This window comes from Streptacidiphilus pinicola (assembly GCF_003258295.1).
Lineage (GTDB): Bacteria > Actinomycetota > Actinomycetes > Streptomycetales > Streptomycetaceae > Streptacidiphilus > Streptacidiphilus pinicola.
In genome coordinates, this window is record NZ_QKYN01000184.1 from 1 (window position 1) to 26,303 (window position 26,303).

22 protein-coding genes and 1 pseudogene are annotated in these 26,303 nt (G+C 71.8%); 12 read left to right on the top strand and 11 right to left on the bottom strand.

The window, feature by feature from the left end:
• Together DN069_RS34995 and DN069_RS35000 are read right to left on the bottom strand one after the other, a co-directional pair.
• Positions 1-1,551: pseudogene (locus tag DN069_RS34995) on the bottom strand (sugar ABC transporter ATP-binding protein); the annotation flags it as partial.
• Positions 1,552-1,589: 38 nt separating this feature from the next.
• A complete protein-coding gene (locus tag DN069_RS35000) occupies positions 1,590-2,702 on the bottom strand; it encodes an ABC transporter substrate-binding protein (RefSeq protein WP_111507280.1) in 1,113 nt (370 codons plus the stop codon).
• Positions 2,703-3,082: 380 nt separating this feature from the next.
• Between DN069_RS35000 and DN069_RS35005 the strand changes: the two genes are divergently transcribed.
• Positions 3,083-3,766 (top strand): NADPH-dependent F420 reductase, encoded by a 684-nt coding sequence (locus DN069_RS35005; RefSeq protein WP_279387948.1) that lies wholly within the window; start codon positions 3,083-3,085, stop codon positions 3,764-3,766.
• Positions 3,767-3,934: 168 nt separating this feature from the next.
• Here DN069_RS35005 and DN069_RS35010 read toward each other — a convergent pair whose 3' ends face one another.
• Complete coding sequence (locus DN069_RS35010; protein WP_243640181.1) at positions 3,935-4,864, bottom strand: hypothetical protein; 930 nt, start codon at positions 4,862-4,864, stop codon at positions 3,935-3,937.
• Between the two features lie 371 nt (positions 4,865-5,235).
• Here DN069_RS35010 and DN069_RS35015 point away from each other — a divergent pair, with 371 nt between their 5' ends.
• The gene (locus tag DN069_RS35015) at positions 5,236-6,411 is read left to right on the top strand and encodes a hypothetical protein (protein ID WP_207892379.1); all 1,176 of its coding nucleotides are present in this window, start codon (positions 5,236-5,238) and stop codon (positions 6,409-6,411) included.
• Positions 6,412-6,511: 100 nt separating this feature from the next.
• Here the strand turns inward: DN069_RS35015 and DN069_RS35020 are convergent, their stop codons facing one another.
• Positions 6,512-6,802, bottom strand: a complete 291-nt coding sequence (locus DN069_RS35020; protein ID WP_111507283.1) for a hypothetical protein — start codon at positions 6,800-6,802, stop codon at positions 6,512-6,514.
• Between the two features lie 117 nt (positions 6,803-6,919).
• Positions 6,920-8,350 (bottom strand): amidase, encoded by a 1,431-nt coding sequence (locus DN069_RS35025; protein WP_111507284.1) that lies wholly within the window; start codon positions 8,348-8,350, stop codon positions 6,920-6,922.
• A 245-nt stretch (positions 8,351-8,595) separates the two neighbouring features.
• Here DN069_RS35025 and DN069_RS35030 point away from each other — a divergent pair, with 245 nt between their 5' ends.
• From DN069_RS35030 to tnpB, 3 genes are all read left to right on the top strand, one after another.
• Positions 8,596-10,200, top strand: coding sequence for a carbohydrate binding domain-containing protein (locus DN069_RS35030; protein ID WP_111507285.1), 1,605 nt, complete (start codon positions 8,596-8,598; stop codon positions 10,198-10,200).
• An 89-nt stretch (positions 10,201-10,289) separates the two neighbouring features.
• Positions 10,290-11,171, top strand: a complete 882-nt coding sequence (locus DN069_RS35035; protein ID WP_111507286.1) for a dioxygenase family protein — start codon at positions 10,290-10,292, stop codon at positions 11,169-11,171.
• A gap of 139 nt (positions 11,172-11,310) precedes the next feature.
• Complete coding sequence (tnpB, locus tag DN069_RS35040) at positions 11,311-12,762, top strand: IS607 family element RNA-guided endonuclease TnpB (RefSeq protein WP_111507287.1); 1,452 nt, start codon at positions 11,311-11,313, stop codon at positions 12,760-12,762.
• 68 nt (positions 12,763-12,830) lie between these two features.
• On the opposite strand, the gene DN069_RS35045 is transcribed toward tnpB, so the two are convergent.
• The 4 genes from DN069_RS35045 to DN069_RS35060 form a co-directional block, all read right to left on the bottom strand.
• Positions 12,831-13,493 (bottom strand): 3-oxoacid CoA-transferase subunit B, encoded by a 663-nt coding sequence (locus DN069_RS35045; RefSeq protein ID WP_111507288.1) that lies wholly within the window; start codon positions 13,491-13,493, stop codon positions 12,831-12,833.
• Positions 13,490-14,185, bottom strand: a complete 696-nt coding sequence (locus tag DN069_RS35050; RefSeq protein ID WP_111507289.1) for a 3-oxoacid CoA-transferase subunit A — start codon at positions 14,183-14,185, stop codon at positions 13,490-13,492. The genes DN069_RS35045 and DN069_RS35050 overlap by 4 nt, the downstream gene beginning before the upstream one ends.
• 19 nt (positions 14,186-14,204) lie before the next feature.
• Positions 14,205-15,515 (bottom strand): MFS transporter, encoded by a 1,311-nt coding sequence (locus DN069_RS35055; protein ID WP_111507290.1) that lies wholly within the window; start codon positions 15,513-15,515, stop codon positions 14,205-14,207.
• Between the two features lie 84 nt (positions 15,516-15,599).
• Positions 15,600-15,863, bottom strand: a complete 264-nt coding sequence (locus tag DN069_RS35060) for a LapA family protein (protein ID WP_111507291.1) — start codon at positions 15,861-15,863, stop codon at positions 15,600-15,602.
• A gap of 233 nt (positions 15,864-16,096) precedes the next feature.
• Here DN069_RS35060 and DN069_RS35065 point away from each other — a divergent pair, with 233 nt between their 5' ends.
• The 3 genes from DN069_RS35065 (at position 16,097) to DN069_RS35075 (ending at position 19,005) form a co-directional block, all read left to right on the top strand.
• Positions 16,097-17,128 carry an ABC transporter ATP-binding protein gene (locus DN069_RS35065; RefSeq protein ID WP_111507292.1) on the top strand — a complete coding sequence of 344 codons (1,032 nt, stop codon included), beginning with the start codon at positions 16,097-16,099 and terminating at the stop codon, positions 17,126-17,128.
• Positions 17,125-18,495: an ABC transporter permease gene (locus DN069_RS35070; protein WP_111507293.1), complete on the top strand. Its 1,371-nt coding sequence runs from the start codon at positions 17,125-17,127 to the stop codon at positions 18,493-18,495. Before DN069_RS35065 ends, DN069_RS35070 begins: the two co-directional genes overlap by 4 nt.
• A 153-nt stretch (positions 18,496-18,648) precedes the next feature.
• The gene (locus DN069_RS35075; RefSeq protein WP_111507294.1) at positions 18,649-19,005 is read left to right on the top strand and encodes a UBP-type zinc finger domain-containing protein; all 357 of its coding nucleotides are present in this window, start codon (positions 18,649-18,651) and stop codon (positions 19,003-19,005) included.
• A gap of 46 nt (positions 19,006-19,051) precedes the next feature.
• On the opposite strand, the gene DN069_RS35080 is transcribed toward DN069_RS35075, so the two are convergent.
• On the bottom strand, positions 19,052-19,651 hold the full coding sequence (locus DN069_RS35080) for a hypothetical protein (RefSeq protein WP_133260149.1): 600 nt from the start codon (positions 19,649-19,651) through the stop codon (positions 19,052-19,054).
• Positions 19,652-19,853: 202 nt separating this feature from the next.
• Between DN069_RS35080 and DN069_RS35085 the strand changes: the two genes are divergently transcribed.
• Positions 19,854-20,402, top strand: coding sequence for a YciI family protein (locus DN069_RS35085; RefSeq protein WP_111507296.1), 549 nt, complete (start codon positions 19,854-19,856; stop codon positions 20,400-20,402).
• A 22-nt stretch (positions 20,403-20,424) separates the two neighbouring features.
• On the opposite strand, the gene DN069_RS35090 is transcribed toward DN069_RS35085, so the two are convergent.
• A complete protein-coding gene (locus DN069_RS35090; RefSeq protein ID WP_111507297.1) occupies positions 20,425-21,195 on the bottom strand; it encodes a toll/interleukin-1 receptor domain-containing protein in 771 nt (256 codons plus the stop codon).
• A 194-nt stretch (positions 21,196-21,389) separates the two neighbouring features.
• On the opposite strand from DN069_RS35090, the gene DN069_RS35095 reads away from it, so the two are divergent.
• The 3 genes from DN069_RS35095 (at position 21,390) to DN069_RS35105 (ending at position 26,229) form a co-directional block, all read left to right on the top strand.
• On the top strand, positions 21,390-23,975 hold the full coding sequence (locus DN069_RS35095; RefSeq protein ID WP_111507298.1) for an ATP-binding protein: 2,586 nt from the start codon (positions 21,390-21,392) through the stop codon (positions 23,973-23,975).
• Positions 23,976-24,007: 32 nt separating this feature from the next.
• Positions 24,008-24,463, top strand: coding sequence for a MarR family winged helix-turn-helix transcriptional regulator (locus tag DN069_RS35100; RefSeq protein WP_243640182.1), 456 nt, complete (start codon positions 24,008-24,010; stop codon positions 24,461-24,463).
• Positions 24,464-24,549: 86 nt separating this feature from the next.
• The gene (locus DN069_RS35105) at positions 24,550-26,229 is read left to right on the top strand and encodes an MFS transporter (protein ID WP_111507301.1); all 1,680 of its coding nucleotides are present in this window, start codon (positions 24,550-24,552) and stop codon (positions 26,227-26,229) included.
• The last annotated feature ends 74 nt before the right edge of the window (positions 26,230-26,303 follow it).

The following is a 26,303-nucleotide window of genomic DNA, read 5'->3' on the forward strand; positions in this document are numbered from 1 at the left end:
GGGGGTGCAGGACGGCGCGGGCGGGTGCGGTGGGCGGGGGGGGGGCAGGGTGGTGGGAGAGGGCCGCGAGCAGGCCGTCCTCGGTCACCTGCTCCCCCGTCAGTTCGCCGACGACCGAGCCCTCCTTGAGCACGACCACCCGGTCCGAGCCCTCGATCAGCTCCTCAGGGTCGGAGGAGATGAGCAGCACTCCGAGTCCGTCCGCGGCCAGCTCGTCGATCAGGGCCTGCNNGGCTCGTCCAGCAGCAGCACCTCGGGGTCGAGGCAGAGCCAGCGGGCGAGCAGGACCTTCTGCTGGTTGCCGCCGGACAGGTCGCTGACCTTCTGGTCGGGGCCGGAGGTCTTGATCCGCAGGCGCTTGACGAAGCGGTCGACGATCTCGTCCTGGCGGGCGCGGGAGACCACGCCCGCCCGGGAGAGACCGGGCAGGGCGGCGAGCACGATGTTCTCCCGGACGGACAGGTTCGGGATGATGCCCTCGGCCTTGCGGTCCTCCGGCAGCAGCACGACACCCGCCCGGATCGCGGCGGCGGGACTGCGCCTGCTCAGCGGACGGCCCGACACCTCGACGCTGCCCGCCTCCGCGCCGAGCGCACCGACGACCGCCTTGGCGGTCTCGCTGCGCCCGGAGCCCAGCAGGCCGCCGAGCCCGACCACCTCACCGGGGTGCACGTCGAACGAGACGTCGTGCACCCGGTGACGCACCGTCAGGCCGTGGGCGCGCAGCGCGGGGACGCCCTCGACGTGGTGGCGTCGTCCGGTTCCGAATGCGGTGGTGCCCTTGGCACGCACCACGCTCTGCTCCCGGCCGAGCATCAGCGAGACGAGTTCGAGCCGTTCCAGCCCGGCCAGTTCGCCGCTGTGCACGACCCGGCCGTCGCGCAGCACGGTGACCTGGTCGCAGATCGCGTAGAGCTCGTCGAGTCGGTGGCTGACGTAGACGACGGCGATGCCCCGCGCGGTGAGGCCGCGGATGACCCGGAAGAGGGTGTCCACCTCGCGTGGTTCGAGCGAGGAGGTGGGCTCGTCCATGACGACCACCCGCGCGTCGACCTGGACGGCGCGGGCGAGCGCGACCATCTGCTGGGCGCCCAGGCCCAGGGTCTGCAGCGGGCGGGTCACGTCCACCTCGACGCCGTACTCGGCGAGCACACGTGCGGCCTCCCGGTTCATCCGGCGGACGTCCAGCAGGCCGAGGCGGCGCGGCTCGCGGCCGAGGAAGAGGTTGCGCGCCACCGACATCATCGGGACGAGGTTGACCTCCTGGTAGATGGTGGAGATGCCGGCCTGCTGCGCCTCCAGCGGGCTGCGGAACGCCCGCTCCTGCCCGGCGAGCCGCAACCGCCCGGCATCGGGCCGGTACACGCCGGTCATCACCTTGATCAGCGTGGACTTGCCGGCGCCGTTCTCGCCGACGAGCGCGTGCACCCGCCCCGGACGGAGCGTCAGGTCCACGCCCTGCAGGGCGTGGACGCCCGCGAAGCTCTTGTCGATCCCGGCCGCCTCCAGGACGGGCCGGTCAGCCGGGCCGGCCGCGTCGCCACGGTCCATGTCGTGCCTCCTCTGCACCTCGGGCGCCCGGACGGACGTCAGTAGACGAGGCCCTGGGCGAGCGCCTGCTGGGCGTTGGCGCTGGTGAAGTGGCCGTCCTTGATGATCACCTTGGGCTGGACGCCGGCGCCGCCGTAGAGGTCCTGGAGGGACTGGAAGGCCAGCGGGCCGAAGCGCGGGTTGGTCTCGATGTCGGCCACGAGCTGACCGGCGACCACGTCCTGGACCGCCTGCTGGATCCCGTCGATCGACACGATCTTGACGTCCTTGCCCGGCGTCTTCCCGGCCGAGCGGATCGCCTGGATCGCGCCCAACGCCATCTCGTCGTTCTCGGTGTAGACGGCGTTGATGTCCGGGTGGGCCTGCAGCAGCTGCTCCATCACCTTCTGGCCGTCGGTCTGGTCGAAGTTGCCCGTCTGCGAGGCGACCACCTGCATGTTCGGGTACTTGGCCTTGATCTCGTCGAGGAACCCGCCGGTCCGGTCGGTGGAGACGTTGTTGCCGGGGGTGCCGGACAGGATCGCGACGTGGGCGCGGGAGCCGGTCGCCCCGGCCAGGTCGTCGGCGGCGATCTGCGCCTGGCCGTAGAAGTCGGAGCCGATGAACGCCACAAAGTCGCTGCAGGCGGTGCCGGTGACCGTTCTGTCGATGGTGAGCACCGGGATCTTCTTCGCCTTGGCCTCCGCGAGCGCGGGCCCGAGACCGTCGGAGTTCTCCGGCGCCACGATCAGCACCTGCGCGCCCTGCGCGATCATGTCCTCGATCTGCGAGTTCTGCGCGTTGACGTCGGCGTTGGCGTTCCGCTCGATCAGCTTGACGCCGAGCCGCTTGGCCTCCGCCTCGATGCTGGAGGTCTCGGTGGCGCGGAACGGGTTGCTGGTGGACTCGGACTGGGAGAAGCCGACGACGGTCCTGCCGTCGGTGATGTTCAGCTTCGGGACGCCGCCGCCGTAGCTCTGGTAGCTGCAGCCGGGCCCGGTGGCGCTCGCCGAGGGCGAGACGACCTGCTGGGCGGCCGCGGTGTTCGCGGCACCGGTGGACCCCCCGGCGGCGGTCGTGGAACCGGCATTCGTGCACGCGGCCGCCGTCAGACAGAGGCCCGCGACGATCAGCGCGGCGGCGGGGGTCTTGGCGCGCAGGGTGGGATTCATGCGCCCGATCACATCCTTGACTGCGAGGGAAGGGTGGCTGAACGAGGGCGGTTTTCCAACGATGTAGAGGACCATGGGGCATCGTCGGACGGACTGTCAAGAAGTGCTGCACGAAGCCCCGTTGCCGGTGCCGACCGCCGACGGGCGGCGGCAGCAGCGGTCCCCGAGCCGGTTTCCGCAGCTCATCAGCCCTGCGCGAACCCACCGGTTCCGTCGTGCGAGGCGAAGGGAAATACGGCGTGCGGTCGACAGGTCTGGACAACCCGGGTGCTGCGTGCTGTCATGCTCGTGCCCGGTTTCCAACGTTGTGCAGCAGATCGCGCCCAGAAGCCTCGGGCGCCACCCCGGAATAACTTGAAGCTTCAAGCTGCTGCACCGAGGTGAACAGCACAGACAGCCAGGCAACCGAGGAGGCCATCATGTCTGTCGCCGTCATCGGCACCGGAAACATCGGTACACGTGTGGCACGCCGTCTCGCGGAGGGCGGCGTCGAGGTCACCGTCGCGGCGAGCAGCCTCGACGGGGCCCAGGAAGCCGCCGGAAAGATCGGCAGCGGCGTCAGCGCCTCCGGGGTCGCCGACGCGATCAAGAGCGCGGACGCCGTCGTCTTCGCGACCTGGTTCCCCGTGACCCAGCAGCTGCTCGCCGACAACGTGACCGCCCTCCAGGGCAAGATCGTCGTCGACCCCTCGAACAACGTCGCCCCCGACGGCGACGGCTTCAAGAGCCTCAACCCGGAGGGCGTCTCGGCCGGCCGGCAGCTCGCGGACCTGGCGCCCGGGGCGCGCTTCGTGAAGGCCTTCGGGACGGTCGGGGCCGACAGCCTCGACGTGGCGCGCACCGAGGGCGGCGAAAGGGTCGCGCTCTACTACGCCACGGACGACCAGGCGGCGGGAGACGCCGTCGCCGACCTGATCGCCAAGGGAGGCTGGGCTGCGGTCCGGGCCGGTGGTGTCGACGACTCGGGGCGGATCGAGGTGTTCGGCGACCTGCACCAGTTCGGCGGGCTCAACGGCCGGCTGCTGAGCGAGGACGAAGCCCGGCAGGCCGTTGCGAAGCCCTGACGGTCAACGGCCCCCACCGCCGCCAGGGGTGGACGGAATGCCCCTGGCGGCGCCGGACGATGACGCGTCATCAGACCTTGGCGGCCCGCGGCGAGTAGACGAGGCCGCCACCTGCGCCCACCGGGTCAGATCGGGGAGCGAGCAGAGCGCGCCCATGCCGGCAGCCGGTCAGTCCCATTCCCAGCGGATGCCGAAGCGTCCCGGGCCCGCGCCGAGGGCGACCGCGTGGACGGAGCCGCCCGTGTCCAGCGGGACCGGTCGTTCGCGCGGCTCGGCGGCGAGCGAGGAGCTGCGGAAGACGCAGCAGCGGCGCGGCCGGGCGGCCGGGTCGAAGCGCACCTCCAGCAGCCGCTCGCGGGTGCGCTGGTTGAGCCGGACGCCGAAGCGGGTCGAGGGACGGTGGCCGGCCTGGTGGTGGAGCGCGTACTCGAACAGCGCTGTCTCGCCACGGGCCAGCCGGTGGTCGAAGAGCAGCTCGGCGACCAGCAGGCCCTCGGCGGCGACGTGGACGACGCGTCCCACCCGGCAGTTCGGGCCCGCTTCCAGGGCGGGCCGGGGCGCGGTCGGGTCGGCGCGACGCACCACGATCCAGCGGTCGGCGCCCTCGGTCTCGGCGCGCACCAGCCGCCGGCTCCACACCGAGCGTTCGCGGCGCTCCGCGTCGACGACGAGCCGGGAGTGCGTGCTGAGCCGGGTCAGCGTCGCGTCCCAGCGCGTGTCCACCCCGTCCCACGCCGCCTCGCCGGCGGCCGAGGTGGACGTCCAGGTCTCGGCCAGTCCCTGCGCGTCGGCCGGGCGCGGAAGGTGTCGCCCGCGCGGGCGCGGCGGCCCGAGCAGGGCGGACAGGCCGTTCGCGGGAACGTCGAGCACCTCCTCGAGGATGGCGAGCGCCCGCAGGGAGTCGGCCCGCTCGGGGCGGCAGCGACCCGTCTGCCACAGGCTCAGCGTCGAGGTCGACAGGGCCACGCCGCGCGAGCGCAGGCGGTCCACGATGCGGTCGAGCGTCAGGCCGTTCGCGCCGATGGCGGCGCGCAGCGCCTCCGGGAACGGGGCGGGGGCTGGAGGCGGGGCTGGGGTGTCCACGGGTCTCACCGGCACGGCGCGCTGCTCCTTCGTCCTGGTCGGCCTCGTCGTTCTCGCAGCACCGCCCCCGCCCGGCCCGCTCGTCAGGATCTCGGGGCGACCCTACCCGCTGTCGGGTCGCGGACAACCTGTGAATCTGCTGGGTCAGGCATCGTGGTAATCCCTCAAAACTCAACAGCGCGGAAGATCTTGCCCAGGGCATGCGGAACCAAGCAGTCTGTCCCCGCCGCCGGTGATCACGGGCCCGACCGGTCGGCTCCCGCACACCCCCACCGCCAGCGGGCCTTCCGCCGCCGTCCGAACGACGGCGCGGACGGCCTGCTGGTCGACGCCCGCCCGACTCCCCCAGGAGGCGGGCGCGGAGCGCTAGAGAGGATCACCCTTCCATGGGCAACCCCCGCCAGCGCGGCACGAGCCACAAGCTCCTGACCGCAGTCGCCTCGCTGACCCTGCTCACCGGCGGCCTGCTCGCCGCCGCCCAGTCCTCGGCGACAGCGGCGAACGGCTCACCGTCCGCCAACCCGTACAGCCCGGCCTACCAGCACGCCTACCGCCACGGCGCGATCCCCACCGTCGACGGCAACACCAAGATGAAGGGGTGGGCCAAGACCCACGCCGCGGCCACGGCCACGGGCTCCGAGACGCTGTCCTACGGCGGCGGCATCGACGGGATCGGCGTCAACAGCGGCCACGCCAAGGTCTACCTGGTCTTCTACGGAAGCCAGTGGGGCACCAAGGGCACCGACGCGAACGGCAACGCCACCTTCACCGGCGACCCGGACCACGCGGCCTCGGCCGCCCAGCAGATGTTCAAGGGCATCGGCACCAACAGCGAGACCTGGTCCGCCGACCTGACCCAGTGGTGCGACGGCCCCAACGTCTCCGCCGGCGCCACCAGTTGCCCGAGCAACGCCAACTTCATCCCCTACCAGAGCGGTGGCGTGCTGGCCGGCGTCTGGTACGACAACTCCGCGAAGTCCCCCGCCCAGGCGACCGGCCACCAGCTCGGCGTGGAGGCCGTCAACGCGGCCGCCCACTTCGGCAACACCACCGCCGCGGCCAACCGCAACGCCTACTACGTCGTCCTCTCCCCCCACGGCACCAACCCGGACGACTACCAGAACCTCAGCACCGGCTTCTGCGCCTGGCACGACTACAACGGCGACTCCACGCTCACCGGCGGCGCGGTCACCTCGCCCTACGGCGACGTCGCGTTCTCCAACCAGCCCTACAACATGGACTTCAAGTACCTCGGTCAGAGCGAGTGCGGCATCGACTTCGTCAACTCGGGCACCGCGGGCACCCTGGACGGCTACACGATGACGCTCGGACACGAGTGGCACGAGATGATGTCCGACCAGAACCCCGCGGGCGGTTGGACCAACCAGACCGGCAGCTCGTACAACGGCCAGGAGAACTCCGACGAGTGCGCCTGGCTCGCCCCGGGCACGGCGGGCGGCGCGGCGAACGTCTCCTTCGGCTCCTTCGGCACCTACGCCGAGCAGGCCAGCTGGTCCAACGACACCAACAACTGCGCGATCTCGCACGCGATCCTGCACTGATCCACTGCTGAGCCGGCCGGGGTGGGGCCTTTCGGGCCCTGCCCCGGATTTGCCGGTGGCCGGCGCCCGCAGCTCAGCTCGGATCGGCGTAGGAGTGGCCTTAGTCCAGGCTGCGCAGTCGGCCGGCCAGGAGGTGTCCCAGCACCAGGTAGGCGAGGGCGGGGATGCCGTAGTTCAGCAGCGTCCGCAGCCAGCCCTCGGACGGGGTGAACAGGTCGTGGGCCCACGTGGACAGCCAGTCGGCCGCATCGTGGACCCAACGCGCGAAGTCGTTGGCGGGGTTGGCGTCCAGCAGGTAGAGCACGATCCACAGGGCGAGGATGCCCGCGACGATGTCGGCGACGACGGCGACCGCACGGGCGGGGCCCACCATCCGGTATCTGCTACTCATGACGGGCGTCTAGCCCGATTCTGCCGGAGCAAACCCGGCCGGCCGCCGTGCGGGCGGCCGGCCGGGGGCAGGTGTCGGTCCGTCACCGTCCCTGGCACGGAGCCCGTGTGGCGGTGCTCAGCCGATGCGCTCTTCGAGCAGCTCGGCCAACCTCAGCGGGGTGCGGTCCTCGAACATCGGTCCGACGAGCTGCACACCCACCGGCAGGCCGTCGGGTGCCCGGCCTGCCGGCACGGCCGTCGCCGGCAGGCCGGGCATCGTGGCCAGACCGGCCCAGACCAGCTGGTCGAAGTAGGGGTAGGCGACCCCGTCGACGTCGATCCGGCGTTCCAACGGGTTGGGGTGGTGGTCGTGCGGGAACGCCTGGGTGGGCGTGACGGGGCACACCACGACGTCGAACTCGGCGAAGAGCTGCCGCCAGCCGTGGCGGTGGAGCTCGCGACGGCCGTTCGTCTGGACCCAGTCGCTGTGGCTGAGCACCATGCCGCGCAGCCGCGCCGCATCCAGGCTCTGGTCGTCGCCCAGGGCGTCCACCCGGGCCTGCACCTGCTCGCGGGCCTCGACGGGAAAGCGCGCGACCGAGTTCGACACCAGCAACTGCATGTAGAGCCTGGCGGCTTCGCTCAGATCGGGGAGCAGCGCACTGTGCCGCTGGACGCGCGCGCCGCCGTCGGCCAGCGCGGTGGCCACCCGGTCGATGCCGGCCCGCACCGCGGATCCGGTCGCGATCAGCGGATGGTCCTCGACGACCAGGACCCGGAAGTCGCTGAGGCGTTCGTGGCGCGCCGGCGGGAACCGCAGCTCGTAGGCCACGCCGTGGGTCAGCGGGTCCGGTCCGGCCATGACGTCGAGCAGCAGGGCGAGGTCGCGCGCCGAGCGCGCCATCGGACCGACGACCGCCAGGTCGAGGTCGACCGGCAGGGCCGGCCCGGGCGGCGGGACCATGCCGCGGTTCGCCGCCAGCCCGAGCGTCGGCTTGTGGGCGTAGACGCCGCAGAAATGCGCCGGGGTGCGCAGCGAGCCGGCGATGTCGGAGCCGATCGACAGCGCGCCGAAGCCGGCGGCCAGGGCCGCCGCCGATCCACCGGAGGATCCGCCCGAGGTGCGGGTGTGGTCCCACGGGTTGTTGGTGGTGCCGTAGATCTCGTTGAAGCTCTGGATGTCCTGCAGCCCCAGGGGCACGTTGGTCTTGCCGAGCACCACCGCGCCCGCGTCCTTGATCCGGGCCACCTGCACCGCGTCCTCGGCGGGCACGTGGTCGCGGTGCGCCGGGATGCCCCAGGTCGTGGGCAGCCCGGCCATGTTGTACGACTCCTTGACCGTCATCGGGAGTCCGAGCAGCGGCCGGTCCTCACCACGGGCACGCGCCGCGTCGGCGTCGCGCGCGGCGGCGCGGGCGCGGTCGAAGTCCGGCACGCAGATCGCGTTGATCGCCTTGTCGTCCCGCTCGATGCGGGCGATCGCCTCGTCGGTCAGCTCGACGGAGGTCACTTCACCGGCCCGCAGGGCGGCCATGAGCTCTTCGGCCGTCGGAAAGTTCGAGTCCATGGGGTGACCGTAACCTCCTCCGGATCAGGCCACGAAAGACCAGTTCGCGCAACGGAATTGCCGGTCCGACACGGACCCGGCCCGGGGCCGGTATTGGTCCAGACCTATTGACGGCCCTTCGTGCCCCTCCTACGATCCGGTCCGGCACAGCCCCACCTGTCCCCACCTCACCCAGACCCGGGCGCCATGCCCCCACACGGCACTCATGTCATGCCTATGGCACCCGGAGGGAAGGGAGCTCCGCAATGATCCGTCTGCAAAGAGCAACCGCACGGAGCGCACTCGCCGGGGTGAGCGCGGCCGCCGTCATCGGCGCCTGCCTCGCCGTGGCCGGCTCGGTCACCGCCGGGGCCGCCACCACCAACTTGGTGGCCAACCCCGGTTTCGAGAACGGACTTTCGGGCTGGACCTGCACGGCCGGCTCCGGCACCACCGTCAGCAGTCCGGTCCACTCGGGGTCCTCCGCGCTCGAGGCCACGCCCGCCGGGCAGGACGACGCCCAGTGCAGCCAGACCGTCAGCGTGCAGCCCGACTCCGCCTACACGCTGAGCGCCTACGTCCAGGGCAGTTACGTCTACCTGGGCGCCACCGGCACCGGCAACAGCAGTGACCCCTCCACCTGGACGCCGAGCAGCCCCTCGTACAGCCAGCTCAGCGTCTCCTTCACCACCGGGGCGAACACCACCTCCGTGACCGTCAACCTGCACGGCTGGTACGGGCAGCCCACGTACTACGCGGACGACGTGTCGCTGACCGGCCCCGGCGGCAGCCCCTCCCCCTCCTCCAGCCCCAGCAGCTCACCGAGCGCCAGCGCGTCCCCCAGCGCCAGCGCTTCACCTTCCGTCAGCAGCTCGCCGACGGTCACCGGCTCACCGAGCGGCACGCCCACGGGCGCGACCTGCCCCACCAAGCCCCGGCCGGCGGGCAAGGTGCTGCAGGGCTACTGGGAGAACTGGGACGGCGCCGCGAACGGCGTGCACCCCGGCATGGGCTGGATCCCGATCACGGACAGCCGGATCGCCGCGCACGGCTACAACGTCATCAACGCCGCCTTCCCGGTGATCCTCTCGGACGGCACCGCCGAGTGGCAGGACGGCATGGACACCAACGTCAAGGTCGCGACCCCGGCCGAGATGTGCCAGGCCAAGGCCGCGGGAGCGACCATCCTGATGTCGATCGGCGGCGCCGCCGCGGGCATCGACCTCAGCTCCAGCACCGTCGCCGACCGGTTCGTGGCGACCATCGTCCCGATCCTCAAGGAGTACAACTTCGACGGGATCGACATCGACATCGAGACCGGCCTGACCGGGAGCGGCAACATCAACACGCTCTCCACCTCCCAGGCCAACCTGGAACGCATCATCGACGGCGTGCTGTCCCAGATGCCCGCGGGCTTCGGTCTGACGATGGCCCCCGAGACCGCGTACGTCACCGGCGGCAGCGTCACCTACGGGTCGATCTGGGGCGCCTACCTGCCGATCATCAAGAAGTACGCCGACGACGGGCAGCTGTGGTGGCTGAACATGCAGTACTACAACGGCAGCATGTACGGCTGCTCCGGCGACTCCTACCAGGCCGGCACCGTCCAGGGCTTCACCGTGCAGACCACCTGCCTCAACAACGGCCTGACCATCCAGGGCACGACGGTCAAGGTGCCCTACGACAAGCAGGTGCCCGGCCTGCCGGCCCAGTCGGGCGCGGGCGGCGGCTACATGGCCCCGAGCCTGGTCAGCCAGTCGTGGAACGCGTTCGGTGGTTCACTGAAGGGGCTGATGACCTGGTCGATCAACTGGGACGGCTCGCTCGGCTGGACCTTCGGTGACAACGTCAAGTCTCTCCAGGGACGTTGACGCTGCGCTGATCCTGCGTTGACCCGGCGTCGACGCGACACGCGCCGACGCCGTGGGCTCCGCACGGGCAGGGATGGGATGGTGACGTCATGACAGCCGAGCACGAGCGTGCCGAGCGGGAGCAGGCGGTGACCGACGAGGTGCTCTCCGGGCTCGAGGGCGCCGCCGACCCCCGGGTTCGCGAGGTCCTGCAGAGCCTGGTCCGGCACCTGCACTCCTTCGCCAGGGAGGTCCGGCTCAGCGAGCGGGAGTGGGAGACGGCGATCGCGTTCCTCACCAGGGCGGGACACCTGACCGACGACCGTCGCCAGGAGTTCATCCTGCTCTCCGACGTCCTCGGCCTGTCCATGCTGACCGTCGCGATCAACGCGCCCGCCTCGCCCACGGCGACCGAGGCGACGGTGTTCGGGCCGTTCTTCGTCAAGGACGCGCCGGAGGTCCCGCTCGGCGGGGACCTCGGGCGCGGTGCGGCCGGAACGCCCTGCTACGTCTCGGGTCAGGTGCGGGCCGTGGACGGCAGCCCCCTCGGCGACGCCCGGCTGGACGTCTGGGGAGCCGACGAAGACGGCTTCTACGACGTCCAGTACGCCGACGCCCGCTCCGCGGGGCGGGGCCGACTGCGTACGGCACCTGACGGCGCGTACCGCTTCTGGACGGTCCTGCCCACGCCCTACCCCATCCCGCACGACGGCCCGGTCGGCGATCTCCTGACGGCCGCCGGCCGCGGCCCGATGCGCCCGGCCCACCTGCACTTCAAGGTCGCCGCGCCGGGCCACCGGACCCTGATCACGCACATCTTCATGGCGGGCGACCCCTACCTCGGCTCCGACGCGGTGTTCGGCGTGAAGCGGAGCCTCGTGGTCGAGGCCGACCACCACACCGGCGGCCGGGCGCCCGACGGCTCGCACCGTCAGGGCGCCTGGGCGAGCATGCACTTCGACCTCGTCCTCGCGCCCGACGACAACACCTGACACGCGGGGCTGCCAACTGTTGAGTGGTCTTTCATCTTCTATCGCCTTCCGTAGGTGTTTATCTCCGTCGGATTGGCTTGTCGGTGGCGGGAGGTAGGGTCAGGGGCGTTGTTGATCTAGTGCCGGTGGGGGGTGTTCAGTGCGAAAGTTCGAGCCGCAGCCGGGGTTCGTGGTGCAGGCGTTCCGTTTCGCCTTGGACCCGAACGCCACGCAGGAGGCGGCTCTCACGTCGCACTGCGGGGCGGCTCGCGCGGCCTACAACTGGGCTGTGGGTTGGGTATCGGCATCGTGGTGGCAGCGTAAGGCGGAAGAGTCCTACGGGATTGTGGAGGGCGATCTGACGCCGTGGCGCCCGTGGTCGCTCCCGGCGCTGCGCAAGGAGTTCAACCAGGTCAAGAAGGTTGATCCCAGGTTCGCCGGCTGGTGGGAGGAGAACTCCAAGGAGGCGTACTCCACCGGTCTGGCGAACGCTGCTGCCGCGTTCGACAACTACAGCAAGTCCAAGCGTGGCACCCGTAAGGGCAAGCGTGTCGCAATGCCGCGTTTCAAGTCCAAGCACAAGGCCCGTTTGGCGTGCCGATTCACCACCGGCACCATCCGCGTCGAGCCTGACCGCCGGCATGTGACTCTGCCCCGGCTCGGGACGATCCGCACCCACGAGAACACCCGCAAGGTTGAGTGTCGCCTCAGCAACGGGACCGCTCGTGTCCTGTCCGCCACGGTCGGGTTCGAACGCGGCCGGTGGTTCGTCTCCTTCCAGGTCGAGACGAGGAAGAGTGAGCGCGCCGCCGTACGGCCCGATGTCGCGGTGGGTGTGGACCTGGGTGTGAAGTGCCTCGCGGTGATGGCCGACAGCACTGGCGAAGTGCGGTGGGTGCCGAATCCGAAGCACTACGACCAGCACGTCAAGCAGCTCAAGCGCATGTCCCGCCGCGTTTCGCGCCGCCAGGGACCTGACCGGCGTACCGGTCAGAGGCCGTCCAAGCGGTGGCTGATCGCCAACGCCGGGCGCAACCGGGTGCACCACCAGGTGGCGAATCTCCGCGCCGATGCTCTGCATAAGCTCACCAGCGGCATCACCGCTGAGTACGGCACTGTCGTGGTCGAAGACCTGGGCGTGGCCGGAATGCTCCGCAACCGCCGACTGGCCCGAAAGATCGCCGATGCCGGGTTCGGTGAGATCCGACGCCAGATCACCTACAAGACCGGATGGACCGGGGGCGCGACCGTCGTCGCGAACCGCTGGTATCCGTCCTCCAAGACCTGCTCGAACTGCGGCGCGGTGAAAGCCAAACTGCCGCTGCACGTCCGAATCTTCGACTGCGACGGCTGTGGCCTGGTCATGGACCGGGACAAGAACGCCGCAACCAACCTCGCCGCCCTTGCGGCGGCCAGCACCACGGGTAGCGGAGTGGCCGCAGACCCGGACGCGCGCGCGTCGAAACCGCGTGGAGCCGACCAGAAGACCCGCGCCACCACCCGCAGCCGCAAGGACGCGAGCGGGCGGGCAGGTGGCCCAACCCTGCCGCATCAGCGGCAGGAAGAAGCGCGAGACCGTCAACAGGACCCCACAGCACTCACGCTGTGGTGACACCGTTACGGACCTTTCCGGCCGAAAGGTCGGGATTGCTGATACCCGACTGTGGAATCAGCAACGGATCAGCGCAGCTCCACGTCGAGGCGGGCGCGCAGCGCGGCGAGGGTGGTGCCGTAGGTCTCCCGTACGTGGACGCCGTCGGGGCGCAGGTCGAAGGAGGCGAGCTCGGTGTAGACGCGGGTGACGCAGCCGACGCCGGTGAGGGGGTAGGTGCAGTGCGGGACCAGTTTGGGCGTGCCGGACTTGGTGAAGAGCGACATCATCACGTAGACGCTCTTGGCGCCGATGGCGAGGTCCATCGCGCCGCCGACGGCGGGGATGTCGTCGGGGCGGCCGGTGTGCCAGTTGGCCAGGTCGCCGCGTTCGGAGACCTGGTACGCGCCGAGTACACAGACGTCGAGGTGGCCGCCGCGCATCATGGCGAAGGAGTCGGCGTGGTGGAAGTAGGCCGCGCCCGGGAGCTCGGTGACGGGGACCTTGCCGGCGTTGGTGAGGTCGGGGTCGACGTCGGGGCCCTCGGCTTTCGGCCCAATGCCGAGCATGCCGTTCTCGGTGTGGAGGACGACGCCCAGCTCCGCGGGCAGGTGGTCGGCGACCTTGGTGGGTTGGCCGATGCCGAGGTTGACGAAGGCGCCGGCCGGAATGTCCCGGGCGATGACGGCGGCCACCTCGTCCATGCCGAGTACCTGATCCCGGTCGCGGTCGCGGTCACGCTCGCTGCTCATCGTGCCCCCTGGACGGTGTACTGACGGGACGTCACCGGCACGACGCGGTCGACGTAGATCGAGGGCGTGACGACCGCCTCGGGGTCGAGCGCGCCGAGCGGGACGACCTCGTCGACCTGGACGACGGTGGTGGTGGCGGCGGTCGCCATGACCGGGCCGAAGTTGCGGGCGGTCTTGCGGTAGACGAGGTTGCCCATCGGGTCGGCCTTGTGGGCGGCGATCAGGGCGTAGTCGCCCTTGATCGGGTACTCCAGCAGGTAGTCGCGTCCGTCGATGGTGCGCAGCTCCTTGCCCTCGGCGAGCGGGGTGCCGACCGCGGTCGGGCAGTAGAACGCGCCGATCCCCGCGCCGGCGGCCCGGATCCGTTCGGCGAGGTTGCCCTGGGGGACGACCTCGAGTTCGACCTTGCCCGCGCGGTAGAGCGCGTCGAAGACGTAGGAGTCCACCTGCCGCGGGAAGGAGCAGAGCACCTTGCGGACGCGCCCGGCCGCGAGCAGCGCGGCCAGGCCGACGTCTCCGTTCCCGGCGTTGTTGGAGACGATGGTGAGCTCCTTCGCCCCCTGCCGGATGAGGGCGTCGATGAGGTCGAACGGCATCCCGGCCAGACCGAAACCGCCCACCAGGATCGTGGACCCGTCCTCGATCCCGGCGACGGCCTCGTCCGTCGTCTCCAGCACGCTCGCGCGGCTCACGGCCGCACCGTCGCAGTCTTCATGCCTCGACGCTAGACGCCTCCGGGTCGGCGGCGGGACCGGCGGAACCCGCCGGAAGGGCGGGACCGGCCGGGTCCGACCCGGATTGCCCGGATCGGGTCTGTTCGGCCCAGGCGGCGACCGGCGGTCCCGCCACGCCCAGACCCGCGAAGAGCAGGCCGAGGAGCAGCCAGCCCCCGTGCCCGAGCGCGAGGACGACGCCGGTGAGGACGAGCGGGGCGAGGGCCTGGCCCGCGTCGAAGCCCAGGCCGAAGAAGCCCTGGTACTGGCCCTGGGCGTGGTCGGGCGCGAGACCGTATCCGAGCGCGAAGCCGCCCGACGACTCCCACACCTCCCCGACGCTGTGGACGGACACGGCAAGGATCGCGAGCACCGGCGCGACCCAGACGGGGACGTCGGCCGTCAGGGCCATCAGCGGACAGCTGACCAGGAACAGCAGCCCGGCGCGCCGGAAGGCTCGGCCGCCCTGGCGTGGCGTCTCGACCCTGGAGCCGAGTCGGCTCTGCAGCAGTGCGCAGACCCCGCTGTTGATCGCGTAGACCGCCGCCACGGTCCAGCGCGGCGCGTCGGTGTGGGCGGTGAGCCAGATCGGGAGCAGGAGGGAGACGGTCTGGTACTGCAGGCCCATCGCCCCGTAGAGCGCGACGAAGGACACGTACGGCCGGTCGGCCAGGACGGTCCACTGGCGGTGCCCCTGGGGCCGGGGCAGGGGCGGACAGTCCGGGACGCCCCGCCAGGCGATCAGCCCGGCGCAGGCGAAGCTGGCGGCGTTGGCGAGGATCAGCGCCGTGTAGGCCGCGCGTGTGTCGCTCTGGATCGCGAAGGCCGCACCCAGGGTGCCGAGGACGACGCCGAGATTCACGAAGGTCCGCAGTCTCGCCCGGAACGCGGCGGGATGTTCGCCGCCTGCCCTGGCGACGATCGCGCCGCCCGCGGCGCCGCCGGCCGTGGCGGCCAACCGGTCCAGGGTGGCGACGAGGGTGAACGCGAGCCAGCTGTCGATGAGGACGAAGGCCGCCATCGTGGCGGCCTGCAGGGCGAGGGCTGTCAGCCAGACCTTGCGTGGCCCGTACCGGTCGGCCAGGTTGCCCGCCGGCAGACCGGCCGCCAGGCCGCAGAGTCCGGCGATCGTCAGGCCCGCGCCGACCTGGGTAGCGGGCAGGTGCACCACCAGCGTGAAGTAGAGGATCGCGGCGGTGTTGAACAGGCCGTTGCCGACCCGGCTGACGAAGCCGGCGATGATCAGGGCGCGCTGCGGTCCGGAACGCGGCCCGCTGGGTATCCGCGGACCGGCCCCCCTCCTGAACATGTTGCCCAGGTTAACAGGGCACGTCACGGCCCCTGTCGGCCCCCGCCGCCGGGCGCTCCCTGGCGGGCGCGGGCGGGGTCAGCCCTACCTGCGGCCGGCGCGCTTGAGCCTGCGGCGTCCGACGAACCAGCCGATACCGCAGGCCACGACGGCGGTGACGGCGAGGATCACCCAGAGCGGAGCCGTCACGGTCGGCACCCAGAGGCGCACCCGCACCGATTGGGTGTTGACCGCGATGAACCAGACCAGGGCCACGGTCAGCAGACCGAGGCCCAGCGCGCGCCCGGTGATTCCGACGCCTTTGACCCGTAGCAGCGGACGGCCGGCCTCGGTGGTCTTTTCTGCCATATGTCCATGCTCGCCCCGTGCGGCACCGGCAGCGACCGCAACCGGTCCGGGGGCGCCCTGACCGGGATCGGCGCGGCTTGCCCACACTGTCCCTCCGCCGCCCGTGAGTCGTTCAAAATTCCTTTACCGCCCGGTACCTGACAGGTCTCCAGACAACCCCTTACCGTGGTGTGCTGCTACGCGCGTTGCACTGCCAGTTCCGCTCCTCTCCCCCTATGCACCCAGGAGCCTGAATGAGTGTCAGCGGCCATCGCCGGCCAGAAAGCCTCGCGCACGCGGAGCCCGAGGCGAGTCAGGGGCGGACGGACGCGGCCGTGGCCGTCAGGGGCCGCGGCATCACCAAGGCGTTCGGAGACCTGGTCGCGCTCGACCACGTCGACGTGAGCGTCGCGCAGGGGCAGATCCACGGGCTGGTCGGCCCGAACGGCGCGGGCAAGACCACGCTGCTGGGCCTGCTGCTGGGCCTGGCCGTCGCGGACGAGGGCAGCCTGGAGATCCTCGGCGCACCGGTGGGGCGCGGGCTGCCCGCGCCCGACGGCGTCTCCGGGTTCGTCGACGGGCCCGGGCTCTACCCGACGCTCACCGCGCGGCAGAACCTGGCGACGCTCGCCGCGCTGAGCCCGGAGGAGGTGCCCGCCGGGGGTGTCGACGAGGCGTTGGAGCAGGTCGGGCTCACCGAGGCCGCTGACCAGAAGGTCCGCGGCTTCTCGCTGGGCATGCGCCAGCGGCTGGGTCTGGCCGCGGCGCTGCTCACCAAGCCCCGGCTGCTGGTGCTCGACGAGCCCTCCAACGGCCTGGACCCGGTCGGCAAGAAGCACGTCTACGGCGTCCTGCGCCGGCTCGCGGCCGGCGGCGCCACGGTCATCCTGTCCAGCCATCGGATGGACGACCTGGAGGCGCTGTGCTCCGAGGTCACCATCCTGGCGACCGGCCGAGTGGTCTTCTCCGGTCCGCTGAAGAAGCTCACCGACGACAACCGCGAACTCGACTACCGGCTGCGCGCCTCCGATCCGTCCGCCGCCCGCGCCGTGGCCCTGGAGACGCCCGGCATAAGCCTGATCGAAAACGCCGACACCGCGGCGTCCCCGGACACCGACGTGATCGTCGTGCGCGCGCGGGTGGCGGCGCTGGACGAACTCGTGGCACGGATCGTGCGCGCGGACACCGCCGTGCGTGAACTGGCCCCCGTCGTCTCGCCGCTGGAAGCGGCCTTTCTGTCGCTCACCGAGCAGCTCACCCCGACCGAGCAGGAGGCCGGCCGATGACCGCGACCCTCGCCGACGCCCCCGCCGCCGGGCCCGCCGCACGGAAGCCGGGCAGACGGCCCGTCCCGGTGTCCCGCATCCTGTCCATGGAGCTGGTGAAGCAGTTCTCCTCCTGGAGGGTGCGGGTGCTGCTCCTGCTGTGCTGGCTCGGTCCGGGGCTGCTGGTCTTCGCGATCGACCAGCAGAGCACCCTGCCCTCCGACACCCTGTTCGGCCGGTGGATGCACACCACCGGCTGGGCCGGAGCGCTGGTCGTGCTCGGCTTCGCCGGCACCTGGGCGCTGCCGCTGGTCACCTCGGTGGTCGCCGGCGACGTGTTCGCCTCCGAGGACCGGCTGGGCACCTGGCGCCACCTGCTCGTCGCGATCCGCTCGCACCGGCGGATCTTCGCCGCCAAGGCGAGCGCCAGCCTCACCGTGATCCTGCTGCTGGTGACCGGCCTGGCCTTCTCCAGCGTGCTCGGCGGACTGCTCGCGGAGGGCAACGCGCCGCTGATCGGCCTGGACGGCCACCAGCTCAGCGGCGGGGACGCGGCCGGCCAGGTCGTGCTCGCCTGGATCTGCGTGCTGGCCCCCACGCTCGCCCTCGCGGCCATCGGACTGCTCGGCTCCGTCGCCCTGGGCCGGTCGCCGATGGGCCTGCTCCTGCCCATGCTGGCCGCGCTCGGGATGCAGACGGCGCAGATGCTGCCGCTGCCGGTCTCGGTGCGCGTGGCCCTGCCCGGCTACGCGTTCATCTCGTGGAACGGGCTCTTCACCGACCCCCAGCAGGTGGGGCCGCTGCTGATCGGCGTCGCGGTCAGCCTGGTCTGGGCCGTCGTCGCGACGGCCCTGGCCTACGTGCTCTTCCTGCGCCGTGACTTCACCAACCTCAACAACGACGGCGCGGGCCGCAGGGTGCTCACCCTGGGGGTCCTCCCGCTGGCCGGAGTGCTGGCCGTGACGGTGGGCCTCGTCTCGGTCACCAGCGACTCGGGCGGCTCCGGCATCACGCTGGACAAGGTCCAGCGATCGGTGGCCACGACCTTCGCCAACCTCTACCCCTACCAGCAGGCGCAGATGCGCCAACCGGCCGTCACCCCGGCGCAGCTGAACACCTCCGCCCAGTGCAGCAAGAGCGAGGGCCTCGGCGCGCAGGCCGGTCCGGGGAACGACTGGCGCTGCACCGTGTCGTGGAACGTCCCCGGCTACAACAGCACGGCCCAGGCGATCTACCAGATCGACGTCACCCCCAACGGCCGGTACATCGCCGACGGGGACGGTCCGGTGCAGGTGAACGGCTACTTCCTGATCATCACGGGGGGCAAGCCCGCGCCGAACCCGCTGTGGCAGTTCGACGGGAACGTGGACCTGCTCTCCGGTCACTGAGCCCAGCACCACCTGACGGGTCGCGCCGGGCGGGACGGCGACACGCGAGGGCGGGGAACGCCCGCCGGGCCGCCCGGTCTGCTTACGCTGGCTGCCCGGGAACTACCCGGGTCGCCGTCCGTCCGACCGACCGCACGCCCGTCAGGAGCCGACATGAGCCTCGACAACGCCGTCGACCCGTCCGTCCCGCCGAGCGGCACCGGCTGCGTGGAGTGCGACGCGGTCGGCGGCTGGTGGCTGCACCTGCGGCGCTGCGCGCAGTGCGGTCACATCGGGTGCTGTGACGACTCCCCCGCCAAGCACGCCACGGCCCACGCGAAGGCCACCGGCCATCCGGTCATCCGCAGCTTCGAACCCGGGGAGGAGTGGTTCTGGAGCTACGCGACCTCCGAGTTCTTCGAGTCCGGCCCGGAGCTGGCACCCCCGGCCAACCACCCCGTCGGCCAGCCCGTCCCCGGCCCCGCCGGGCGCGTGCCGGCCGACTGGCAGCAGCAGCTCGACCCGGGCTGAGCGGCGCCCGCCACCTCCCCTGCCTCCTGCCCCCGCCGGACAGGCCCTAGCCGAGGCTGACGCTCCCCTGGCCGGATATCAGGATCACCTGGCTCAGGAACGCGGCGCCGCCGGTGCACGGCTGCGCGGCACTGACCGCGTCGACCTCGTCGAGCGCCACCGTCAGCGTGAACGCCCCGCCGATGCCCCGGTACGCGCCCGTGCCGGACCCCGGCACGACGGACACCCGCTGGGTCACCGCGACGTGGCCGGAGCAGGTGGTCTTGTCGCTCGGGAACTCACTGGCCATCGCCGCGACGAACGCCTTGTCCAGCGCGCCGGTGTCCAGCCGGAACGAGCCGTGGGACAACTTCAGGCTCAGCTGGCTGTTGTGCTCCGGGTCGATCGAGCCGTCCGGATACACGCTCACGGCCTGTCCGTAGTCGCCGACGGCGCCGGTCACCACGACCGACGCCGTGGGCCCGTCGTTGTTGGCGTACGCGACCATGCGCACGGTCCGGTCCCCGTGGGCCGCAGCGGCTGGATGCGGCGCGGCCGCTGCGGCGCTGCACCCCACGGCCACCAGCCCGCCGACCGCCACCACGGCCGCGGCGGCGCCGGCGAAGCGAGCCCTCCTGGACGGATCCCCGGATGGCTTCTCGAACATGGCACGCCCCCTGTCAGCGTGGGGTCCGCACCGGACCCCGGGACGCGTCACGCGGGTGCGCGGCGCGGGTCCCACTCTGCTGCCCGAGGCACCCGCCAGGTATCGGGGAAAGCCCTCTGCCCACCCTGACCGCTCCCTGAGGCCGACCCTGACAAGCCGTCAGGGTGTCACCCGCGGGCTCGTGATCCGCGAGACTTCGGCCATGGACTTCCTCTGCTACCACCGGGACCGGCAGGGCTCGCTGCCGCTGCGCATGGATCTGCTCGAGGCCCACTGGTCTTACATGGACGGGTACGCCGAGGAGATGATCGCGCGGGGTCCCACCTTGGCCGACGACGGCGAGACACCGACCGGCAGTGTCCACATCCTCGGCCTGCCGGATCCCGCTACCGCCCGCGCCTTCGCCTTCGACGAGCCGGGCTACCAGGCGGGCGTCTACCGCGACGTGCTGCTGCGCCGCTGGCGCAATCTGCTCGGCCGCACCATGTGGGACTTCCCCGGCGGCCGCACCGGAGGCCACCGCTTCCTGGTCCTGGGTCTGGCGCCGAAGGGTCCTGGCGAGCTCACCCTGCCGGCCGACCGGGACGAACTGATCGCCTTCGGCCCGCTGCTCTCCGACGACGGCGCGGCCTGGCTCGGCACCGCCGCGCTCCTCCGCGCCCCCGACCCGCAGACCGCCCGCGCCGTCCTCGCGGCCCACGCGTACGCGGAACTCGAGGTCCACCCGTGGCAGTTCGGCGGCCGTTCGTAGGACGCCGCACCGCATCCCGCGCTCACGCCGGACGGAGCCTGAGCCCGCCCGGCGGCCAGGGCCGCCACTCCCGCATGTCCTCGCCGACGAGCTGGTCGAGCGGGACGCCGCGAACGGCGGCGGACAGGGCGGCAACGGCCGCGCGGAAGCGGTCGTCCTCCAGGGAGAAGGCCGTGCGGCCCCGGGCCCAGCCCAGGTCGAGGTACGCGGGGGCCTCGACGAAGGCCCCGCACAGGGCTGGGGTGAGCGACGGGCTGCGCCCCCAGTCGAAGTCCTGTCGCTCCTCGTCCCAGGTCGCACGGTCGCGCGGAGCTCCGTCGTGCTCATCGGCCGGGTCGGTCAGCACGATCACCAGCCGGTTCACCCCGTACCGGCGGACCCAGTAGCCGATCTCCCGCTCGACCCAGGGGCTGGTCGCGGATCGGGTCGAGGCCAGCAGGATCAGGCTTGCGGAGGCGTCGAGCGAGTCCCTGAGCGCGGACCACAGCGCGGAGCCGGGCGGCAGGCTCCCCAGGTCCCGGAAGACCCGCAGGGCGCGCTGCCGGTACCACGGCTTGGCGAACGCCTGCATGCCGTACTGGAGCCCCGCGGCGAGTTCCGCGTCGACGGCCCGCGCGTAGGAGATGAAGGCGTGATAACCCCCGGGCGGCTGCGGCGTCCTGGCCTCCCCGCGGCGCAACGCGGGCACCGAGCGCCAGGCCGTGCGCCGCACGGTTCGCTCAAGCGCGCGCTGTGCCGACCGCTGGTGCGGGACGGCCGGGTGACTCCTGGTCTCGACGTCGTGGACGAGCATCAGCGGCTCCCTCGGGCTGTGATCGCGCTCTACGCTGCGTGACACTCCCAGCACACCCGGCGGGCGCCGCGTCCGGCCAGCCGCTCGGCGGAACCCGGACGACCCCGGACGGCCGGAGCGTGGAGGCGGTGCTTCGGCCGTCCCTACACTGACGAGTGCGTGACGTCCCGTCAGCAGCCGACGTGGAGGTACGGATGACCGGCCCTGGCACCGCGGAGACCTTCCCCCTCCCCGAGGACGCGATGGACGTGGCGGACTTCGTCCGCCTCCTGCGCGCCGTCAAACTGTGGGCCGGGGACCCCTCGTTGGAGACACTGCGTCGCCGCACCGGCGTGGCGACCAGCACCTTGTCCGACGCGTTCAACCCGCAGCGCCGCCGGCTGCCCCCGCTCGAGCTGATCCGGTCCGTGGTCCGGGCCTGCGGTGCCGACGCGGCGCAGTCGGCGCGGTGGGAGCAGGCCTGGCGCTCCACGCGCGGCCGCGAGGGCGGCGCGCCCGGCCTCGGACGCGCGGCCACCGGCGCCGCCGCCCAGGCCGACTGGACGCCACGTCAACTGCCACCGGACGTCGCGGGGTTCACCGGTCGGTCCGACGCGCTCGTCGCCCTCTCCGGTGTCCGGGGGAACGCTCCGGTGACGGTGATCACGGGGACCGCCGGGGTCGGCAAGACCGCACTCGCCGTGCACTGGGCCCACCAGATGGCTGGTCACCACCCGGACGGGCAGCTCTATCTCGACCTGCGTGGCCGGGCCGGCGACGCGGCGCTCACCGTGACCGAGGCCCTGTCCGTCCTCCTGCAGTCACTTGGTGTTCCGGGCGAGCGGATACCCGTCGACCTGCCCCTGCAGATGGGCCTCTACCGGTCGGTGCTGGCCCAACGCCGGATGCTGGTGGTGCTCGACAACGCGGCCGACGCGGCCCACGTCCGCCCGCTGCTGCCCGGCGGGCCCGACTGCCACGTGCTGGTCACCAGCCGCGACGCACTCACCGGCCTTGTGGTCCGGGAGGGAGCGGCCCGCATCACCCTGCACACCTTCGCCCCCGCCGAGTCCCGGCAACTCCTCACCACCCAACTGGGTCAGGAGCGCGTCGCGGCCGAGCCGGAGGCGGTCGAGGAACTGGCGGAGCTGTGCGCGCATCTCCCCCTCGCGCTGCGCATCGCCGGAGCCAACCTGGCCAGCCGGCCCGCGCAGAGCGTGTCCGGCATGATCGCCGAGCTCGGCGGCACGGACCTGCTGGCGCAACTGCGGGTCGTGGGCGACCCGGAGACCGCGGTGGCGGCCGCCTTCGACCTGTCCTACCGCTCGCTCTCGCCCGAGGCGAGCCGGCTGTTCCGGATGCTGGGCGTGATGCCGGGGCCCGAGGCGAGTCGTGAGGCGGCGGCGGTCCTGCTGGACCGGGGATTGGACGCCGCCGTACCCGAGCTCGACGAACTGCTCGCCGCCCACCTACTGTTCGAGCCGCGGCCGGGTCGCTATCGCAGCCACGACCTGCTCGCGCTCTACGCCCGGCGGCTCGCCCGGACGGAGCCGGCGGAGGTGCGCGAGCCGGCGCTGCACCGCCTGCTGTCCTGGTATCTGCTGAGCGTGGACGCGGCGACGCAGCTCATCATGCCGGGGTTCTGGGTGGTCTTCCCAGAGGACGTTCAACTGGTCGGCTCGCCGCACGCGTTCGACGAACCCCGGGACGCGGAGCACTGGCTGACGGTGGAGCTGGCCAACCTCACCGTCGCGGTGGGCCATGTCGCCGAGCACGGTCCAGCTCCTTTCGCCTGGCATCTCGCGCACGCGCTGCGCGGCTACTTCACCTCCTACCGCACCAACGTCGACGCACTCGCCGTCGGCAGGACCGGGCTCCGGGCGGCCGAGGCCGTCGACCATCCGCTGGGCCGGGGGTTGTGCCACATGTCCCTCGGCTTCGCGGCCGGGGCGATCGGTGACTCGGACGCGGCCATCGACGAGTTCAACGCCGCCAAGGTCCAGTTCGCCCGCGTCGGTTACACCAGAGGGCTCGCGGCCGCCTGGAACGACACCGCCGAGGCGTGCATCACCCAGGGCCGCCTGCGCGAAGCCCACACCCACATCTGCAACGCGCTGGAGTTCCATGTCTCCTACACGCCGAGCCGGGCCATCCACCACGCCACCACCGCGGAGATCTTCCGCATCCAGGGCCACCACGATCTGGCCCAGCAGCACGTGAAGCAGGCCGCCGCGCTCGCCGCGCAGTCGGGCGCCGCGCAGATCCTCGCGATCGCCGCGCTGGAGGCGGGCCTGACCGCGCTGGCGATGGGGAGGTTCGCCGAGGCGGAGGAGTCCCTCACCGAGTGCCGGAACCTGGCGGAGTTCGTCGGCAGCGAGCTCAATCACTACGACGCGCTCGCGGCCCTGGCCTGCCTCTGTGTCCGGACGGGACGAGCGTCCGAGGCGCTGGAATGGATCGAGCCGCTGCGGGAGCTGATCGCCCGCGGCGTGGTCGGATTCGCACCGGAGGACCTCGCCGAGGTCTCGATCGTCGAGACCTACCTGGCAACCGATCGACTGGACCAGGCGCTGACGGTGGGCAGGGCGGCCCTGTCCCGGCGCGTCGAGATCGGCCACGGCCTCACCGCCACGCGACTGCGACTCTCCCTCGGGCGGGTCCACGCCGCCCGGGGCGACCTTGCGGCCGCCCGCTCGCTGTGGAAGGACGCGCTCCCCCACACGATCGAGGAGTCCCTGCCGGAACGCGCGGTGATCGAGCGCCTTCTGAGCGCTGGATCGGCGGCCGCCGGCGAGGGGTAGTTACATCAGACTGATTAATCTATTGTAAGTATGTGATCACTGACTCCGTGGAGCACACCCCTGAGCACGCCGCCGAGCTCGCCGTGGCGCTGCGGCTGAGCGTCGGGCGGATCGCCCGGGCGCTGCGGCAGGCGCACGCCGTGGGCGACCAGACGCTGTCCGAGGTGTCCGTGCTGGCCCGGCTGGACCGGGACGGGTCGATGTCGCCGTCCGCACTGGCCGCATGCGAGCGGGTGCGGCCGCAGGCGATGGCGGCCACCCTGGCCGGGCTGGAGGAGCGCGGGCTGGTCAGCCGCCGGCCCGACCCGACTGACGGGCGGCGGCAGGTCATCTCGGTGACGCCCGGCGGCCTGCGCCTGCTCGCCGACCGGCGCTCGGCATCCCTGCAACGGCTGACCGGAGCCGTCGGCGCCACGCTCACCCCCGACGAACAGCAGCAACTGCTGGACGTCATGCCCCTGCTGGAACGAATCGCGGAGCAGCTGTGATACCCGAGCAGTCACCCCCGGCCGGAGCGAGCGCCGTCAGGAGCGAGCGCTACAAGTGGGTGGCGCTGTCCAACACGACCCTCGGCATGCTGATCGCGACGGTGGACGCCTCCATCGTGATCATCTCGCTGCCGGCCATCTTCCGCGGGATCGGCCTGGATCCGCTCTCCCCCGGCAACATCGGCTACCTGCTCTGGATGATCCTCGGCTACACCCTGGTCACCGCCGTGCTGGTGGTGGCGCTGGGACGGCTCGGGGACATGTTCGGCCGGGTGCGGATGTACAACATCGGCTTCGTCGTCTTCTCCGTCGCCTCGCTCGCCCTGTCCCTCGACCCCCTGCACGGCGGGGGCGGCGCGCTGTGGCTGATCGGGTTCCGCATCGTCCAGGCCGTGGGCGGATCCATGCTGACCGCCAACTCCGCCGCGATCCTCACCGACGCCTTTCCGGCGCGGCAGCGCGGCATGGCACTGGGCATCAACCAGATCACGGCCCTGGCCGGCATGTTCCTCGGGCTGCTGGCGGGCGGCGTGCTCGCGGCGATCGACTGGCGCGCGGTGTTCTGGGTGAGCGTCCCGATCGGCGTGGTCGGCACCTTCTGGTCCTACCGGAGCCTGCGCGAGGTCGGCACCCGCAAGCCGGGACGGATCGACTGGATCGGCAACCTCACCTTCACCGCCGGGGCGGCCTGCCTGCTGGCAGGCGTCACCTACGGCATCCAGCCCTACGGCGGCCACTCGACGGGCTGGACCAACCCGTGGGTGATCGCGGGCCTGACCGGCGGCGTCGCGCTGCTCACGGCCTTCTGCTTCGCGGAGACGCGGATCGCGGACCCGATGTTCCAGCTGAGCCTCTTCCGGATCCGGGCCTTCGCCGCCGGGAACATCGCCGCGCTGCTCATCGCGATCGCGCGCGGCGGCATGCAGTTCATGCTGATCGTCTGGCTCCAGGGCATCTGGCTGCCGCTGCACGGCTACAGCTTCGAACGCACGCCCCTGTGGGCGGGCATCTTCATGCTGCCGCTCACCGTCGGCTTCCTGGTCGGCGGCCCGGCCTCCGGCTGGCTCTCCGACCGCTACGGCCCGCGTTTCTTCTCGACCACCGGACTGCTGCTGGTGGCCGGTTCGTTCATCGGCCTGGTCACACTGCCCGTCGACTTCTCCTATCCGGCCTTCGCGGCACTGCTGTTCGTCAGCGGGCTGGGACAGGGGATGTTCTCGGCGCCGAACACGTCGTCGATCATGGGCAGCGTGCCGCCGGGCCAGCGCGGGGTCGCCTCGGGCATGCGCTCCACCTTCCAGAACTCCGGGACGGCGCTCTCCATCGGCCTGTTCTTCTCGCTGATGGTCGTCGGCCTGTCCGGCACGCTCCCGCACACCCTCAACACCGGCCTGCGGGCGCAGGGCGTCCCAGGCCACGTGGCCGAGCAGGTCGCCGGACTCCCGCCGGTCAGCACGCTGTTCGCCACCTTCCTCGGCAACAACCCGATCGGCCACCTGCTCGGCCCGAGCGGCGTCCTGCACACGCTGCCCGCGCACAGCGTCCAGGTGCTCACCGGCAACCGCTTCTTCCCGGAGCTGGTCTCCACACCGTTCCACCACGGCCTGGTGACCGTCTTCGGCGCCGCGGCCGCCATGGCGCTGGTCGCCGCCCTCGCCTCGCTGCTGCGTGGCAAGCCGTCCCCGACGGCCGGGTCCGGCCCGGCCGGCGCGTCCACGGTCCCCGCCCCGGCGGACCAGGGCGACTCGGCGCCCTCCCGGCCCTGAACCGCGCGCGAGCCAGGCTTGCGCGACGACGGCAGGGGCGGGCGGGCCAGGGGCGCGGGCCAGCGGGCCCGGCG

Coding starts and splice junctions, on each gene's coding strand:
- DN069_RS35060 (WP_111507291.1), bottom strand. CDS start 15,863: ATGGCAGAAAAGACCACCGAGGCCGGCCGTCCGCTGCTACGGGTCAAA.
- DN069_RS35030 (WP_111507285.1), top strand. CDS start 8,596: ATGATCCGTCTGCAAAGAGCAACCGCACGGAGCGCACTCGCCGGGGTG.
- DN069_RS35025 (WP_111507284.1), bottom strand. CDS start 8,350: ATGGACTCGAACTTTCCGACGGCCGAAGAGCTCATGGCCGCCCTGCGG.
- DN069_RS35015 (WP_207892379.1), top strand. CDS start 5,236: ATGGGCAACCCCCGCCAGCGCGGCACGAGCCACAAGCTCCTGACCGCA.
- DN069_RS35090 (WP_111507297.1), bottom strand. CDS start 21,195: ATGCTCGTCCACGACGTCGAGACCAGGAGTCACCCGGCCGTCCCGCAC.
- DN069_RS35070 (WP_111507293.1), top strand. CDS start 17,125: ATGACCGCGACCCTCGCCGACGCCCCCGCCGCCGGGCCCGCCGCACGG.
- DN069_RS35105 (WP_111507301.1), top strand. CDS start 24,550: ATGCTGATCGCGACGGTGGACGCCTCCATCGTGATCATCTCGCTGCCG.
- DN069_RS35045 (WP_111507288.1), bottom strand. CDS start 13,493: ATGAGCAGCGAGCGTGACCGCGACCGCGACCGGGATCAGGTACTCGGC.
- DN069_RS35085 (WP_111507296.1), top strand. CDS start 19,854: ATGGACTTCCTCTGCTACCACCGGGACCGGCAGGGCTCGCTGCCGCTG.
- DN069_RS35035 (WP_111507286.1), top strand. CDS start 10,290: ATGACAGCCGAGCACGAGCGTGCCGAGCGGGAGCAGGCGGTGACCGAC.
- DN069_RS35065 (WP_111507292.1), top strand. CDS start 16,097: ATGAGTGTCAGCGGCCATCGCCGGCCAGAAAGCCTCGCGCACGCGGAG.
- DN069_RS35055 (WP_111507290.1), bottom strand. CDS start 15,515: ATGTTCAGGAGGGGGGCCGGTCCGCGGATACCCAGCGGGCCGCGTTCC.
- DN069_RS35080 (WP_133260149.1), bottom strand. CDS start 19,651: ATGTTCGAGAAGCCATCCGGGGATCCGTCCAGGAGGGCTCGCTTCGCC.
- DN069_RS35020 (WP_111507283.1), bottom strand. CDS start 6,802: ATGAGTAGCAGATACCGGATGGTGGGCCCCGCCCGTGCGGTCGCCGTC.
- DN069_RS35000 (WP_111507280.1), bottom strand. CDS start 2,702: ATGAATCCCACCCTGCGCGCCAAGACCCCCGCCGCCGCGCTGATCGTC.
- DN069_RS35075 (WP_111507294.1), top strand. CDS start 18,649: ATGAGCCTCGACAACGCCGTCGACCCGTCCGTCCCGCCGAGCGGCACC.
- DN069_RS35095 (WP_111507298.1), top strand. CDS start 21,390: ATGACCGGCCCTGGCACCGCGGAGACCTTCCCCCTCCCCGAGGACGCG.